This window comes from Variovorax sp. P4_D9, from assembly GCF_056401695.1.
On record NZ_JBFUIU010000182.1, the window covers coordinates 1 to 13,287 of the forward strand.

The 13,287-nt window shown below is 69.8% G+C and carries 15 protein-coding genes and 1 pseudogene; 10 read left to right on the forward strand and 6 right to left on the reverse strand.

Annotated elements, in window-relative coordinates; translation table 11 throughout:
• Together AC1DY5_RS20165 and AC1DY5_RS20170 are read left to right on the forward strand one after the other, a co-directional pair.
• Positions 1–878: VWA domain-containing protein (locus tag AC1DY5_RS20165; protein WP_478114168.1), on the forward strand; the 878-nt coding region annotated here is incomplete at its 5' end.
• Between the two features lie 56 nt (positions 879–934).
• Entirely contained in the window at positions 935–1,693 is a 759-nt protein-coding gene (locus AC1DY5_RS20170) for an SDR family NAD(P)-dependent oxidoreductase (protein WP_478114169.1), read from the forward strand.
• Positions 1,694–1,697: 4 nt separating this feature from the next.
• Here AC1DY5_RS20170 and pdxR read toward each other — a convergent pair whose 3' ends face one another.
• Positions 1,698–3,131: a MocR-like pyridoxine biosynthesis transcription factor PdxR gene (pdxR, locus tag AC1DY5_RS20175; protein WP_478114171.1), complete on the reverse strand. Its 1,434-nt coding sequence runs from the start codon at positions 3,129–3,131 to the stop codon at positions 1,698–1,700.
• Positions 3,132–3,225: 94 nt separating this feature from the next.
• Between pdxR and AC1DY5_RS20180 the strand changes: the two genes are divergently transcribed.
• The 5 genes and pseudogenes from AC1DY5_RS20180 (at position 3,226) to AC1DY5_RS20200 (ending at position 5,882) form a co-directional block, all read left to right on the forward strand.
• Positions 3,226–3,666 carry a carboxymuconolactone decarboxylase family protein gene (locus AC1DY5_RS20180; RefSeq protein ID WP_478114172.1) on the forward strand — a complete coding sequence of 147 codons (441 nt, stop codon included), beginning with the start codon at positions 3,226–3,228 and terminating at the stop codon, positions 3,664–3,666.
• 3 nt (positions 3,667–3,669) lie between these two features.
• Positions 3,670–3,918 carry a hypothetical protein gene (locus tag AC1DY5_RS20185; RefSeq protein ID WP_478114173.1) on the forward strand — a complete coding sequence of 83 codons (249 nt, stop codon included), beginning with the start codon at positions 3,670–3,672 and terminating at the stop codon, positions 3,916–3,918.
• 66 nt (positions 3,919–3,984) lie between these two features.
• Positions 3,985–4,197, forward strand: a pseudogene (locus AC1DY5_RS20190) (MFS transporter); the annotation flags it as partial.
• Between the two features lie 190 nt (positions 4,198–4,387).
• Positions 4,388–5,152, forward strand: coding sequence for an MFS transporter (locus AC1DY5_RS20195; RefSeq protein WP_478114175.1), 765 nt, complete (start codon positions 4,388–4,390; stop codon positions 5,150–5,152).
• 94 nt (positions 5,153–5,246) lie between these two features.
• On the forward strand, positions 5,247–5,882 hold the full coding sequence (locus AC1DY5_RS20200; protein WP_478114176.1) for a dioxygenase family protein: 636 nt from the start codon (positions 5,247–5,249) through the stop codon (positions 5,880–5,882).
• Positions 5,883–5,885: 3 nt separating this feature from the next.
• Here the strand turns inward: AC1DY5_RS20200 and lolD are convergent, their stop codons facing one another.
• Together lolD and AC1DY5_RS20210 are read right to left on the reverse strand one after the other, a co-directional pair.
• Positions 5,886–6,563, reverse strand: a complete 678-nt coding sequence (gene lolD / locus AC1DY5_RS20205) for a lipoprotein-releasing ABC transporter ATP-binding protein LolD (protein ID WP_478114178.1) — start codon at positions 6,561–6,563, stop codon at positions 5,886–5,888.
• On the reverse strand, positions 6,556–7,812 hold the full coding sequence (locus AC1DY5_RS20210) for a lipoprotein-releasing ABC transporter permease subunit (RefSeq protein ID WP_478114180.1): 1,257 nt from the start codon (positions 7,810–7,812) through the stop codon (positions 6,556–6,558). Before AC1DY5_RS20210 ends, lolD begins: the two co-directional genes overlap by 8 nt.
• 123 nt (positions 7,813–7,935) lie before the next feature.
• On the opposite strand from AC1DY5_RS20210, the gene AC1DY5_RS20215 reads away from it, so the two are divergent.
• The 3 genes from AC1DY5_RS20215 (at position 7,936) to AC1DY5_RS20225 (ending at position 11,076) form a co-directional block, all read left to right on the forward strand.
• On the forward strand, positions 7,936–8,904 hold the full coding sequence (locus tag AC1DY5_RS20215; protein WP_478114182.1) for a hypothetical protein: 969 nt from the start codon (positions 7,936–7,938) through the stop codon (positions 8,902–8,904).
• A 2-nt stretch (positions 8,905–8,906) separates the two neighbouring features.
• Positions 8,907–10,622, forward strand: a complete 1,716-nt coding sequence (gene recJ / locus AC1DY5_RS20220; RefSeq protein ID WP_478114190.1) for a single-stranded-DNA-specific exonuclease RecJ — start codon at positions 8,907–8,909, stop codon at positions 10,620–10,622.
• 103 nt (positions 10,623–10,725) lie between these two features.
• Entirely contained in the window at positions 10,726–11,076 is a 351-nt protein-coding gene (locus tag AC1DY5_RS20225) for an alpha/beta hydrolase (RefSeq protein WP_478114183.1), read from the forward strand.
• 4 nt (positions 11,077–11,080) lie between these two features.
• Here AC1DY5_RS20225 and AC1DY5_RS20230 read toward each other — a convergent pair whose 3' ends face one another.
• The 3 genes from AC1DY5_RS20230 to AC1DY5_RS20240 form a co-directional block, all read right to left on the reverse strand.
• A complete protein-coding gene (locus tag AC1DY5_RS20230; RefSeq protein ID WP_478114185.1) occupies positions 11,081–11,746 on the reverse strand; it encodes a hypothetical protein in 666 nt (221 codons plus the stop codon).
• Between the two features lie 29 nt (positions 11,747–11,775).
• Positions 11,776–12,792 carry a response regulator gene (locus tag AC1DY5_RS20235; protein ID WP_478114187.1) on the reverse strand — a complete coding sequence of 339 codons (1,017 nt, stop codon included), beginning with the start codon at positions 12,790–12,792 and terminating at the stop codon, positions 11,776–11,778.
• Positions 12,789–13,287: response regulator (locus tag AC1DY5_RS20240; protein ID WP_478114188.1), on the reverse strand; the 499-nt coding region annotated here is incomplete at its 5' end. The genes AC1DY5_RS20240 and AC1DY5_RS20235, both read right to left, overlap by 4 nt.

A 13,287-nucleotide genomic window follows, 5' to 3' on the forward strand; every position in this document is an offset into this window, starting at 1 on the left:
ACATCCCGCCGCTGCTGTTCCTGCTGGCGCTGTCTGCGATGCTGATCGCTGCCGCGCGGCCGATGGCGGTGGTGGTGCTGCCGTCGAATCAGCAGACCATCATCCTCGCGATGGACGTCTCGGGCAGCATGCGCGCGGCCGACGTGCAGCCGAACCGGCTGGTCGCGGCCCAGGAGGCAGCCAAGAGCTTCCTGAAGGAGCTGCCACGCACCGTCAAGGTCGGCATCGTCGCCTTCGCGGGCAGCGCGCAGGTGGCGCAACTGCCGACCACCAACCGCGAAGACCTGGTCACGGCGATCGATTCCTTCCAACTGCAGCGGGCGACCGCCACCGGCAACGCGATCGTGGTCTCGCTGGCCACGCTGTTCCCGGACGCCGGCATCGACATCTCTGACTTCGGCCCCAAGAGCCGCCAGACCGGCGTCGCCATCGAACGCGCCGGCAAGCCGCCGCCGAAGGAATTCACGCCGGTCGCGCCCGGTTCCTACACCTCGGCCGCGATCATCATGCTGACCGACGGCYAGCGCACCACCGGCGTCGATCCGCTCGATGCGGCCAAGGTGGCGGCCGACCGCGGCGTCCGTGTCTACACGGTCGGCATCGGCACGGTCGACGGCGAGACCATCGGCTTCGAAGGCTGGTCGATGCGGGTGCGGCTCGACGAGGAAACGCTCAAGGCGATCGCCAACAAGACCCAGGCCGAATACTTCTATGCGGGCACCGCGAACGACCTCAAGAAGGTCTACAACACGCTGAGTTCGCGGCTCACCGTCGAGAAGAAAGAGACCGAGATCTCGGCCCTCTTCGCGATGGGCGCCGCGGCGCTCGCGCTGCTGTCGGCCGGGCTTTCGCTGCTCTGGTTCAACCGCATCCTCTGACGCCGCCCGTGCGGGGCATTGAGTGATTAGCGCCTGCGTCACAGCAAGGGAATTGCATGTTCGATCTGAAAGGGAAGGTCGCGCTCGTGACCGGCGGCAACGGCGGCATCGGGCTCGGCATGGCCAAGGGGCTGGCGGAAGCCGGCGCACGCGTGGTGGTCGCGGCGCGCAATCCGCAGAAGTCGGCGGAGGCGGTGGCTGCGCTGAAGGCGTTGGGCAGCGACAGCTTCGCGCTGGCCGCGGACGTGACCGACGAAGATTCGGTCAAGGCCCTGTTCGACGAGGCCGCGGCACGTTGCGGCCGGATCGACATCCTGGTCAACAACGCCGGCACTACGGTGCGCAAGCCGGTCGACCAGCTGTCGCTGGCCGAATGGAATCAGGTGATGGACACCAACCTCACGAGCGCCTTCCTTTGCTGCCGGGCAGCCTATCCGCACCTGAAGGCGGCGGGCGGCGGCAAGATCATCAACATCGGCTCGATGATGTCGATCTTCGGCGCCCCCTATGCCCCGGCCTATGGGGCCAGCAAGGGCGGCATCGTGCAGTTGAGCCGAGCGATGGCAGCGTCCTGGGCCGCCGATGGCATCCAGGTCAATGCGGTGCTGCCGGGCTGGATCCAGACCGAGTTGACCGATGGGGCGCGCGCGCAGATGCCGGGGCTCAGCGAACGGGTGGTGGCGCGCACCGCGGCCGGCCGCTGGGGTCGGTCCGAGGATCTGGCCGGCATCGCGGTGTTCCTCGCCAGCGCGGCATCGGACTTCGTGACCGGCACGGCGATCCCGGTCGACGGCGGCTACTCGATCGCCGCCTGAGGGCTCAGCCCATCTGCAGCAGGATGTCGCGGACGCGGTCCAGCGAGGGGTCGATGTCCTCGCTGGCGATCACGCCGTAGCCGAGCATCAGCCCCTGCCGCGGCGTGCCGAAGCCGTAGAACGGATCGAGCGGATACAGACCCACGTCGACGCGCCGTGCCAGGCGCAGCAGCATCTCCATGTCGACCGGCCGCCGGCACAGCGCCGCCAGATGGATCCCGGCCGTCGCCGGCACCAGCTCGAACCACGGCGCGAGCTCGCCCGCGAAGTACCGCATGATGCGTTCGCGCCGCTCGGCATAGACCGCGTGGCAGCGCCGGATGTGCTTGTGCAGGTCGCCGTCGGCGATGAACTTGGCGAGCGCGCATTGGGCCGGCGTCGCGGTGTGCCAGTCGCTCAGGTGCTTGGCGACGCCGACCGCCTCGAGGATCGCCTGCGGCGCGATCAGGTAGCCCAGCCGAAGCTCGGGCGACAGCGTCTTCGAGAAGCTGCCGACGAAGGCCACGCAGCCCTGCGTGTCCATGCTCTGCAGCGAGTCGGCAGGCCGGCCCTCGTAGCGGAACTCGCAGTCGTAGTCGTCCTCGATCACGATGGCGCCGATCGCATATGCGCGCGCCAGCAGCGCCTCGCGGCGGCGCGGACTCATCGGCATGCCGAGCGGGAACTGGTGCGCCGGCGTCACATAGACCAGCCGCGTGCCTTCCGGGATCCGGTCGACCTGCATGCCCTCGCCATCGACCGGGACGCCGACCACGTCGGCACCCTGGGCTGCGAACAGCTGCCGGGCCGGCGGATAGCCCGGCTCCTCGACCGCCACGGTGCAGCCCGGGTCGACCAGCACGCGGGCCACCAGGTCGAGTGCCTGCTGGGCGCCCTGCGTGACGACGATGTCGTCGACGCCGCAGCGCACGCCGCGCGAGAAGGCAGCGTGGCGCGCGATCGCCTCGCGCAGCACCGGCATGCCCTCCGCCGGGCCATAGAGGCCGCGCGAACGCGCACCTTCACGCAGCGCATGGAGCACGCAGCGGCGCCAGTCGGCGTGCGGAAACAGGCTGCGCGCCGGAGCACCGCCGATGTACTCGTAGCGCGAGTGGCCGGCCGGAGCTGGGTGGCGCAGCGGCGTATCCATGCGGCGCCAGCGCTCGACGGTGGCCAGGCCCGCCAGGGCCGGGCTCGCGGCCGGGACGCCGGTCGGCAGCAGGTCCTTCGCCACGTAGGTGCCACTGCCGATGCGGCCGACCAGCAGCTTGTCGAATGTCAGCCGGGCATAGGCCTCGGCCACCGTCTTGCGCGACAGGCCGAGTTGTTCCGCGAGCAGGCGCGACGGCGGCAGCTTCTCGCCCGCAGCCAGCCGGCCGGCGCGGATCGCGTCCCTCAGTTGCCGGACCAGCTGTCCGGTCAGGTCCTTGTCACCGTCGATGACGACGTGCAGTTCCATGCAATTGGCCTCCTGCAAATGGCGCGAATTGGCCGCCACGGATGTGGGCGGCGCTTTTTAGCATGGGGCCATCGCCAACCCACGGAGCACCACCATGGAACAAAGACTCGATTTCTACAAGGCCTCCCCCGACGCCATGAAGGCGCTGATCGCACTCGAGGTGGCGGTCGGCAAGCTGGGCCTCGAGCCGGCCCTGCTCGACCTCGTCAAGCTGCGCGCCTCGCAGATCAACGGCTGCGCCTTCTGCGTCGACCTGCATGCCAGCGACCTGCGCAAGAAGGGCGAGACCGAACGCCGGCTCTACGCGGTGCCGGTGTGGCGCGAGACGCCCTTCTTCACGCCGCGCGAACGCGCGGCGCTGGCCTGGACCGAGGCCATCACGCAAGTGGCCGAGAGCCGGGCCCCGGATGCCGACTACGAGGCCCTGAGCGCCGAGTTCAGCGAAAGCGAGCGCGTGAACCTGACGCTCGCGATCGGCGTGATCAACAGCTGGAACCGGCTGTCGATCGGGTTCCGGAAGACCCTCTCGGCCTGACCCATGACCGCCGCGGCCGCCCCGTCGTCGCGCAAGTTGCCGCTGTACCTGCTGATCGCGGCGCTGCCCTTCAGTGACTTCCTGCAGACCGGCATCGTCGCCTTCAACGCCGCACCGGTGATGGGCAGCATCGGCGCTGGCCCGGAGGAGTTCAGCCAGGTCGCCACGCTCTACGCGGTGGTCGCCATCGCCGCGATCGCGATGCACCGATGGCTGATCGAACGCCTGGGTTGGCGCCGCGTGCTGCTGTGAGCCAGCCTGCTGTTCGCGCTCGGTGCCCTGGTTTGCGGCTTCAGCGCCAGCCTGATTCAATTCGCCCTGGGCCGGGCCTTGATGGCGCTCGGCTGCTCGTCCTTCATGACCGCCGGCCGGGTGCTCGTGAACCACATCCCTCCTTCGCCACGCCGCTTCACGGGGATCAAGTTCTTCGCCTCGGGACTCGCCTGGGGCATCGTCGCCGGACCGCTGCTGGCGGCGGCGGCGCTGTCTCTGCAGGGCTGGCGCATGGCATTTTTCGCGCTTTTGCTGCCGGCCGCGGTGCTGGCCGCGCTCTCGGCCTGGCTGCTCGACGACCCGCGCCAGATCGAGGAACTGCGTCCTCCGTCGCACCCGGTCGGCATGCTGGCATTGATCGCCGGCAGCTTTCTGCTGCTGCATGCGCTGCAGCGCTCGAGCTACGACTTCTTCGTCGCCTCGGGCTGGCTCTTCGGCGCCGTGGCGGGTGGCGCTGCCTGCACTGTGGCTCTTCGTCCATCTCGACGGCCGCCGAGCCGAGCCGCTGCTCCGCTTCTGGGCGCTCGCGCAGCGCCGCTATGCGGCCGGGCTCGGCGTCTTCGGCATCTGCTACCTGCTGCTCGGGGCCAACAACCTGGTGTTGCCGCTGCTGCTGCAGCGTGCGCTGGATCTGCCGCTCGAAGCCGTCGGCCGCTACCAGGGGCTGGGCGCGCTGGCGGGTGTCGGCAGCTGGATCGTGCTGTCCCGGCTGCTGCCGCGCCATCCCGGCCCGAGCCGCTACTACCTTGCCGGCTTCGCCGGCCTGCTGCTCGGCGGCTGGCAGCTCGCGGGGCTGAGCGAAGCGGCCCATCCGCTGGGCAGCGTGGTCCCGGCCCTGCTGTGCAACGGCGCCTTCCTGATCCTGGTGCTGGCAACCACGGCGATGCAGACCTTCCAGAAGCTGCAGCGCGACGAGACCACCTTCTCGCATGCCAACCAGGTGAAGAACATGCTCGCACAGTTCGGCGTCGCCGCCGGCACGGCCCTTGCCACGCTGGGCATGCAATGGCGCAGCAGCCTGCATTTCGCCCGGCTCGACGAAAGCCTGTCGCCCTCGAATCCGGCCGTCGCCCAGACGCTGGAGCAACTGACGCATCACTTCTCAATCACTCACGCGCCAGCGGACGCGCCACGCCTGGCGCTGGCTCAACTGGGCCAGCAGCTGACGCGGGAGGCCACGCTCATGCCGCGCTCGACCACTTCCACGTCGTGATGCTGGTCGCCGCAGGATGCCCGGCGGTGGCGATGGTCGAGCGGCTGCTGCGTCCGTCGTGGAACTCGCTTGCACACCCGGACTCGAAGATGCGATGACCACCCCGCCCCTCCCCCACGACCTGCCCCGACGCACGATCGCCGCGGCAGCGATCGCGCTGCCGGCACTCTGGCTGGGCGCGCGTGCGCAGGCCGCCGCCCCCCGGCGCCCGACGCCCTCGCAGACCGAAGGCCCGTTCTACCCGGTGGCCCTGCCGGCCGACGCCGACGGCGACCTGCTGCACAACGGCAGCTTGAACTATGCCGCCGCCCAGCCGGCCTGGGTCGACGGCACGGTCACCGATCTCGATGGCCGGCCGCTGCGCGGCGCGCAGGTCGAGATCTGGCAATGCGACGAGGCCGGCCACTACCACCACCCGGGCGACGGCGACCGCGCCGATCGCGCCTTCCAGGGCTTCGGCAGGGTGACTGTGGATGCCGATGGTCGCTACCGCTTCCGCACCATCCGGCCGGTGCCCTACACCGGCCGCACGCCGCACATCCACGTCAAGGTCAAGCTGGACCGCCGCGAACTGCTGACCACCCAACTCTATGTGGAAGGCGCGCCGGGCAATGCGCGCGACGGCCTCTGGCGCAGCCTGCCGGAGGAGGCACGGGCGGCGCTCACCGTGCCCTTCGAGCGCGCCCCCGACGGCTGGAAGGCCAGTTTCCCGATCGTCGTCGCGGCCTGAGCCTCAGCCGGCCAGCCGCCCGGCCGTCAACCGCAGCACGCGATCACAGCGCGCCGCCAGGCTTTCGTCGTGCGTCACCATCACAAAGGCCGTGCCGCGATCTCGCGCCAGCTGCAACATCAGCGCGAAGACACCGTCGGCCGTGGCGCGGTCGAGGTTGCCGGTGGGCTCGTCGGCCAGCACGCAGTCGGGCTGGGTCACCAAAGCGCGCGCGATCGCCACGCGCTGGCGCTCTCCGCCCGAAAGTTCCGCCGGCCGGTGCTGCACCCGTTCGCCGAGGCCCACGGCACTCAGCATCGCGACCGCCGCCGTGTTGGCCTGGGCCGGCGGCGTGCGCCGGATCTTGAGCGGCATCGCGACGTTGTCGAGCGCGCTGAACTCGGGCAGCAGATGGTGGAACTGGTAGACGAAGCCGAGGTGCCGATTGCGCAACCGGCCCTGCTCGGCGGCGTCGACATGGGCGATGTTCTCTCCGTGCAGCTCGACGCTGCCCGCGGTCGGCGCATCGAGGCCACCCATCAGGTGCAGCAGCGTGCTCTTGCCGGAGCCCGAGGCGCCGACGATGGCCAGGGTCTCGCCGGCATGGACGTCGAGGTCGACGCCGTGTAGCACCGTGAGGTCGATTCGGCCTTCATGGAAACGCTTGGTCAGCCCGCGGACCTTCAACACCACGTCATTCATAGCGCAGCGCCTCGGCCGGGTTGACGCGGCTGGCGCGCCAGCTCGGGTAGAGCGTGGCCACGAAGGCCAGCACCAGGGAGATCACGGTGATCGGCAGGATGTCGCCGCGCTGCGGATCGCTCGGCATCTTGCTGATCAGGTAGATGTCCTTGGGCAGGAAGCTGGCATGGAACAGCTGCTCGAGCGCCGGCACGATGACGTCGATGTTGTAGGCGATGCCCAGTCCCAACAACAGGCCGCCCAGGGTGCCGATGACGCCGACCATCGCGCCCTGCACCACGAAGATGCCCATGATGCTTTTCGGGCTCGAGCCGAGCGTGCGCAGGATCGCGATGTCGGCACGCTTGTCGGTCACGGTCATCACCAGGGTCGAGACCAGGTTGAAGGCCGCCACCGCGACGATCAGCGTGAGGATGATGAACATCATGCGTTTCTCGACCTGCACCGCGGCGAACCAGGTCTTGTTGGCGCGGGTCCAGTCGCGGATCAGGAACTGGCCCGGCAGCGTGGCCGCCAGCTGGTCGGCCACCTCGCGCGCCTGGTGCAGGTCCTTGAGCTTTAGCCGCACGCCGGTCGGGCCCTCGAGCCGGAACACGCGGGCAGCGTCCTCGGCATGGATCATCGCCAGCGCCGAGTCGTATTCGTAGTGGCCCGAATCGAAGGTGCCGACCACCGTGAAGGGCTTGAAGCGCGGCATCACGCCGGCCGGCGTGACTTGGCCGCCGGGGGCCACTAGCGTGACTTGGTCGCCGACGCGCACGAACATCGAGCGCGCGAGCTCGATGCCCAGCACGATGCCGAACTCGCCCGGCACCAGCTTGTCGAGCGCACCCTGCTGGGCGGTGGTCGAGATGTCGGTCACCTGCGGCTCGAGCTTCGGGTCGATGCCGCGGATCAGCGCGCCCTTCATGTCCTCGCCACGCGCCAGCAGCGCCTGCGCCGCCACGAAGGGCGCGACGCCGATCACCTCGGGGTTCTTGCGCGCATCGGCCATGATGGCGTCGATGTCGGCCAGTGCCTGGCCATCGCGCGAGAAGATCTCAATGTGCGAGATCACGCCGAGCATGCGGTCGGTGACTTCCTTCTGGAAGCCGTTCATCACGCTCAGCACGATGATCAGCGCCGCGACGCCGAGCGCAATGCCGAACATCGAGACGCCGGAGATGAAGGAGATGAAGCCGTTGCGCCGCGTGGCCCGGCCGGCCCGGGTGTAACGCCAGCCGAGTTGCAGTTCGTAGGGGAGTCGCATTCAGGCCTCCCGCCGGGCCGCCCCAAGGGAGGCCTGCGCCCCCTCGGGGGGCAGCGATGACACGGAGTGCAGAGCGTGGGGGCAGTTCATCTGATCAATTGTGGCATCCCGGACAATAGGCCCATGTCCGCCTCCCCCCCCGCCCGCCATTTGCTCATTCCCTTCGCCGGCCGGGGCTCCCCGGCTTGCCGCCAGGCGCTGGCCGGCCTCCGGCTGCCCCGGCTCGAAGCCCTGCTGGCCCGGCTCACCCGGGTCCACGAGGACACCCAGGACGACAGCACCCGCTCGCCGCCGCACGAGCGTGCGCTGGCTGAGGCGCTGGGCATCGCGGCCGCCGACGGCCGCATCCCCTGGGCCGCGCTGGAAGCCAGGCAGGCCGGCCTGGGCCCGACCGACGGCGGCCAGGCCTGGGGCATCGCCACGCTGTGCCATTGGCAGGTCGGCATCGACGACGTGATGCTGGGCGACCCGGCCGCGATCGCGATCGACCCGGCCGAATCCGATGCGCTGCTGGCCGCGGCACGCCCCTTCTTCGAAGAGGATGGCATTGCGCTGCATGGCTCGGCGACGCCGGGCCGCTGGTTGGCCCAGGGCCCGATCTTCGACGGCTTGGCGACGGCGTCGATCGATCGCGCGGTCGGCTTTCCGATCTCGCAGTGGTCGCCGCTGTCCGACGCCGGACGCCCGCTGCGCCGCCTGCAGAACGAGATGCAGATGCTGCTCTACACCGAGCGCGTGAACGACGCCCGCACAGCGCGCGGCGTGCCACCGATCAATTCCTTCTGGCTCAGCGGCACCGGCAGCCTGCCTGCCGCCTTCGCACCGAAGGCCAGCGCCCCCACGGTGGCCGAAGCGCTGCGCCTTCCCGCCCTGCGCGACGACGGCGCCGCCTGGGCCTCGTCCTGGCAAGCGCTCGATGCCGGCCCGGTGGCCGAGCTGTTGGCTGCCAGCGCTGGTGGCGAAGCCGTCACGCTGACGCTCTGCGGCGACCGCAGCGCCCAGCGCTTCGCGCTGCAGCCGCGCGGCTTCGCGGGCTGGGCCAGGGGGCTGTTCGGCCGCCCCTCGGCGGCCTCCTTCCTGGAGGCGCTGTGAGCATGAAGATCCAGGCCAGGGACATCCCGCCGCGCAGTGCCTGGGCGCTCGAGCAGGCCGGCGTGCATCCGCTGCTGGCGCGGCTCTACGCCGCGCGCGGCGTGCGCGCCAAGGAAGAACTCGACGACGGACTGGGGCTGCTGCTGCCGCCGAACACGCTGCGCGGCACCCGCGAGGCAGCGCTACTGCTGGCCGATGCGATCCGCGACGACAAGCGGCTGTGCATCGTTGCCGACTACGACTGCGACGGCGCCACCGCCTGCGCCGTGGCGGTTCGCGGACTGCGGCTGCTGGGAGCCCGCCACGTCGCCTACCTGGTGCCCGACCGCGTGGTCGATGGCTACGGCCTGACGCCGCCGATTGCCGAGCGCGTGGCCGCGAGCGGCGCCGACCTGCTGATCACGGTCGACAACGGCATCGCGAGCGTCGACGGCGTGGCCGCCGCCAAGGCGCGCGGCCTGTCGGTGCTGGTGACCGACCACCACCTGCCGGGCCCGGTGCTGCCCGAGGCCGATGTGCTGGTGAATCCAAACCAGCCCGGCTGCATGTTCGACAGCAAGAGCATCGCCGGCGTCGGCGTGATGTTCTACGTGCTGCTGGCCTTGCGCACCGAGTTGCGCGCGCGCGGCGTGTTCGACCTCGGCAATCAGCCCAAGCTCGATGCACTGCTGCCGCTGGTCGCGCTCGGCACCGTGGCCGACGTGGTCCGGCTCGATGCCAACAACCGGCGCCTGGTGGCGCAGGGTCTGCGCCGCATCCGCGCCGGCGTCATGCAAGCCGGCCTCGCCGCGCTGTTCAAGGCAGCGGGCCGAAATGCGGCCGCGGCCACCACCTTCGATTTCGGCTTCGCACTCGGGCCACGCATCAACGCCGCCGGCCGCCTGGCCGATATGACGCTCGGCATCGAGTGCCTGCTGACCGACGACGCCGGCCGCGCCGACGAACTCGCGCGCACGCTCGACGGCATCAACCGCGAGCGGCGCGACATCGAAGGCGGCATGCGCGACAAGGCGCTGGCGCTGGCCGAGACGCTGTTCGACGACAGCCAGGCACCGCCGGCGGCGATCAGCGTCTTCGGCGCCGACTTCCACGAAGGCGTGGTCGGCATCGTGGCCTCGCGCATCAAGGACCGCTTCCACCGCCCGACCTTCGTCTTCGCGGCCAGCGGCGCCGACGGCAAGGCGCACGAACTCAAGGGCTCCGGCCGCTCGATCCCCGGCTTCCACTTGCGCGATGCGCTCGACCTGGTGGCCAAGCGCCATCCGGATGTGCTGCTGCGCTTCGGCGGCCACGCGATGGCGGCCGGCTGCACCGTGGCGCGCGAGCAGTTCCCGGTCTTCGAGCAGGCGCTGGCGCAGGTCGCGCAGGAGTGGCTCGACGCCGCCACGCTGACGCGCCGACTCGACACCGACGGGCCCTTGGCACCCGAGTACCTGCGCGTCGACATGGTCGACACGCTGCACCGCGAGGTCTGGGGCCAGGGCTTCGCGCCGCCGACCTTCAGCGAGGAGGTGGAGGTGGTGTCGCAGCGCCTCGTCGGCGAGAAGCACCTGGCGCTCAAGCTCAAGCACCGCGGCAAGCCGGTGGACGGCATCTGGTTCGGCCACACCGAGCCGCTGCCGCCAAAAGTGGTGCTGGCCTGGCGGCTCGATGCCGACGAATGGCAGGGCGTGCGGCGCGTCAGGTTCCTGGTCGAAGGCGCCGAGATAGAGGATTGATTGTTTCCAGGCCGCTAACGCCGCGGTTCTTTTCGCGGCGGTTGTGCGAAGGGATTTGACTCCAAACTTCCTCTCACCGACAAACCCTTGAGAAGGAACTGAAATGAATGCCTCGAAAGTCATCGCCGCCGCTGCACTGTCCTTGCTCGCCGCTGCCGGCGCCCACGCCGAAAGCTATGACGGCGTGCATTCGCTGACCTCGTCCGTGAGCCGCTCCGAAGTCGCCGGCCAGGCCGTCGTCGCCGCGCGTGCAGGCAACGTCTATGGCGAAGGCGCCAGCGCTGGTGCGCAGCCCTTCACCTCGACCGCCAGCCGCAGCACCGTGCGCGCCGAAGCGGTCGCCAAGGCGCACGACCCGCTGGCCAGCCTCGACCGCCGCGCGTTCTACCGCGACCAGGTGCCGAGCGCGTACAACAAGCCGAAGGTCTCGTTCACGCGCCAGGCCGCGCTGTAATCGGCTAACGCTGGAAGACCTGGTTGAGCCCGATCGCGTAGCCCCGGACACCGTCCGGGCCGCTGCGCGCGGCGCTCAGGTCGACGCTGATGGTCGGCGTCAGATTGAAGCGCACGCCGGCGCGCGAAGTCCAGGTATCGAAGGCTCGAAAGCGCTCGAAGACCAGCCACACCTTGTCGTTGACGGCCCACGCCCCCTGCAGTCCGCCGCGCCCGATTCGCTCGCCGCTGCCGGGCGTCCAGTCGTAGCCGAGATTGACGTTGACATACAGGCTGTCGAGCGGATGCCAGGTCACGGGCACCACGAACTGGCCGCCGGCACGGCCGCCGTGCGTGACATCCCACACCGCACTGAAGAACAGCGCCGCGCTCAGTTGAGCGTCGTCCTCCTTCCCCATGAAGGTCCACTTGAGCTGCGGCCCGGCGCCGTAGGCCTTGTCGCCCGGCACCGACGCGCGATCGATGTTGAATCCCAGCTCGACCGGCCCGACGCGGCAGGCCGGACCGAAGTGGTAGTCGGTGACCGGCGCGGTGCCGAAGCGCCCGCCCCAGACCTCGTACTGGCACTGGCCCGGGTCGAGCGTGCCGGCGTCGTCGATGTCGAAATGGCCGGCGGCATGCACTGCGCTTGCAAGAAGACAGAGCAAGGGCAGGAGAACCAGTCGGGCCATGGCGGCCGATTCTAGGAGCCCTGCGAAACTCAGATCTCAAATTGCGGCTGCAGCTCGCGAATGCGTTTCATTGCCACGCCCGCGGCGGCCGTGCGGGTCTCGACGCCCAGCTTCACATAGACCCGTTCCAGGTGCTTCTTGGCGGTCGCGGGGCTGCTGCCGAGGATCTCGCCGATGTCCTTGTTGGTCTTGCCCTTGACCACCCAGTACAGCACCTCGGCCTCGCGCGCCGTGAGCTTGAGGCTCAGGCTCATGGCCTCGATCACGGCGGTGTCCGACACCTCGCGCATGATGATCAGCCAGTCGTCGCCCTCGTCGTCGTGGCCGGTCTGCTGGTGCAGGCGCAGGCTGAGGCTGGTCGCACCCTGCGCAACCGACAGCGCCGGCGGCTYGATCTGCCGCTGCTGAGCATCGGGCAGGTGCCGCCGCAGCCATTCGAGTACCACGGGCGGCGTCACCGGCGCACTGGTGCCGCAATAGCGCAGCAGCATGTCGCGCGCCAGCGCGGTCTGCCAGATCAGCTTGCCCTCGGGCATCCGTACCGTGATGCTGGCGTAACCGAAGGCGTCGAGCGCATTGCGCGCCTGGCCGGCCTGCCGCGCCTCCTGCCGGGCCCGACGCGCACCTTGCAGGTGGACGTTCATGCGCGCCAGCACCTCCTTGGGCTTGATCGGTTTGGTCACGTAGTCGACGCCGCCGGCCTCCAGCGCGGCAACCAGGTGCTCGGTCTCGGTCAGGCCGGTCATAAAGACGATCGGGATGTGCGCGGTCGCGGCATCGGCCTTGAGCCGGCGCGCGACCTCGAAGCCGTCGATGCCCGGCATCATCGCGTCGAGCAGCACGATGTCGGGCCGCGCCTGTGCCGTGCGCTGCAGCGCCTGCTCGCCACTGGTGGCGACCAGCACGGTGTAGCCCGATTCGTCGAGCGCATCGTGCAGCACCGCGAGGTTGTCGGGCACGTCGTCGACGATCAGCACGAGGTCGCTGTTGCCGCCGCTGCCGCGCAGCGTGTCGACCAGCATCGGTGGCTTGTTCGCGCCGCTCATGGGTTTCCCACCGCCGCGCTGAGCGCCCGGCTCATCGCCTCGAACTGGAACTGCCGCGCCAGGGCGCGCTGGGTTGCGGTCCAGGCGGCGCACTCGGGCTGGGCCGCGTCGATGTCGTCGAGCTGATTCATGATTCCCCGAAAATAACCCAGGCCGACCGCCTCCTCGAGCGCACGCAGTCGTGCAGTCGAGGGCAGCACGGCCGCGGCCTGCTCGGCGGCGGGCTGTGCGGCCGGGCTCTCGGTCCACCGGATGCCGAGGCGGCGCTCGATCCAATCGAGCAGTTCGCTGTGGCGCACCGGCTTGACGAAGAAATCATCGGGCGTGATGCCGACGTCGTTGTCCAGCCGCTTGTCGAAGGCGTTGGCCGAGACGATCGCCACCGCGGCGTCGGCGAGTCCGAGCGCGCGGGACCGGCGGATGGTCTCCCAGCCGTCGATGCCCGGCATCGCAAGATCGACGAACATCGCATGGGGATGCCAGCCGGCCGCGATC

Bases quoted from the DNA above. Each gene is read 5' to 3' on its own strand.
- lolD (WP_478114178.1), bottom strand. From the start codon at position 6,563: ATGAATGACGTGGTGTTGAAGGTCCGCGGGCTGACCAAGCGTTTCCAT.
- AC1DY5_RS20225 (WP_478114183.1), top strand. From the start codon at position 10,726: ATGAATGCCTCGAAAGTCATCGCCGCCGCTGCACTGTCCTTGCTCGCC.
- AC1DY5_RS20215 (WP_478114182.1), top strand. From the start codon at position 7,936: ATGTCCGCCTCCCCCCCCGCCCGCCATTTGCTCATTCCCTTCGCCGGC.
- pdxR (WP_478114171.1), bottom strand. From the start codon at position 3,131: ATGGAACTGCACGTCGTCATCGACGGTGACAAGGACCTGACCGGACAG.
- AC1DY5_RS20230 (WP_478114185.1), bottom strand. From the start codon at position 11,746: ATGGCCCGACTGGTTCTCCTGCCCTTGCTCTGTCTTCTTGCAAGCGCA.
- AC1DY5_RS20200 (WP_478114176.1), top strand. From the start codon at position 5,247: ATGACCACCCCGCCCCTCCCCCACGACCTGCCCCGACGCACGATCGCC.
- AC1DY5_RS20185 (WP_478114173.1), top strand. From the start codon at position 3,670: ATGACCGCCGCGGCCGCCCCGTCGTCGCGCAAGTTGCCGCTGTACCTG.
- AC1DY5_RS20180 (WP_478114172.1), top strand. From the start codon at position 3,226: ATGGAACAAAGACTCGATTTCTACAAGGCCTCCCCCGACGCCATGAAG.
- AC1DY5_RS20170 (WP_478114169.1), top strand. From the start codon at position 935: ATGTTCGATCTGAAAGGGAAGGTCGCGCTCGTGACCGGCGGCAACGGC.
- AC1DY5_RS20210 (WP_478114180.1), bottom strand. From the start codon at position 7,812: ATGCGACTCCCCTACGAACTGCAACTCGGCTGGCGTTACACCCGGGCC.
- recJ (WP_478114190.1), top strand. From the start codon at position 8,907: ATGAAGATCCAGGCCAGGGACATCCCGCCGCGCAGTGCCTGGGCGCTC.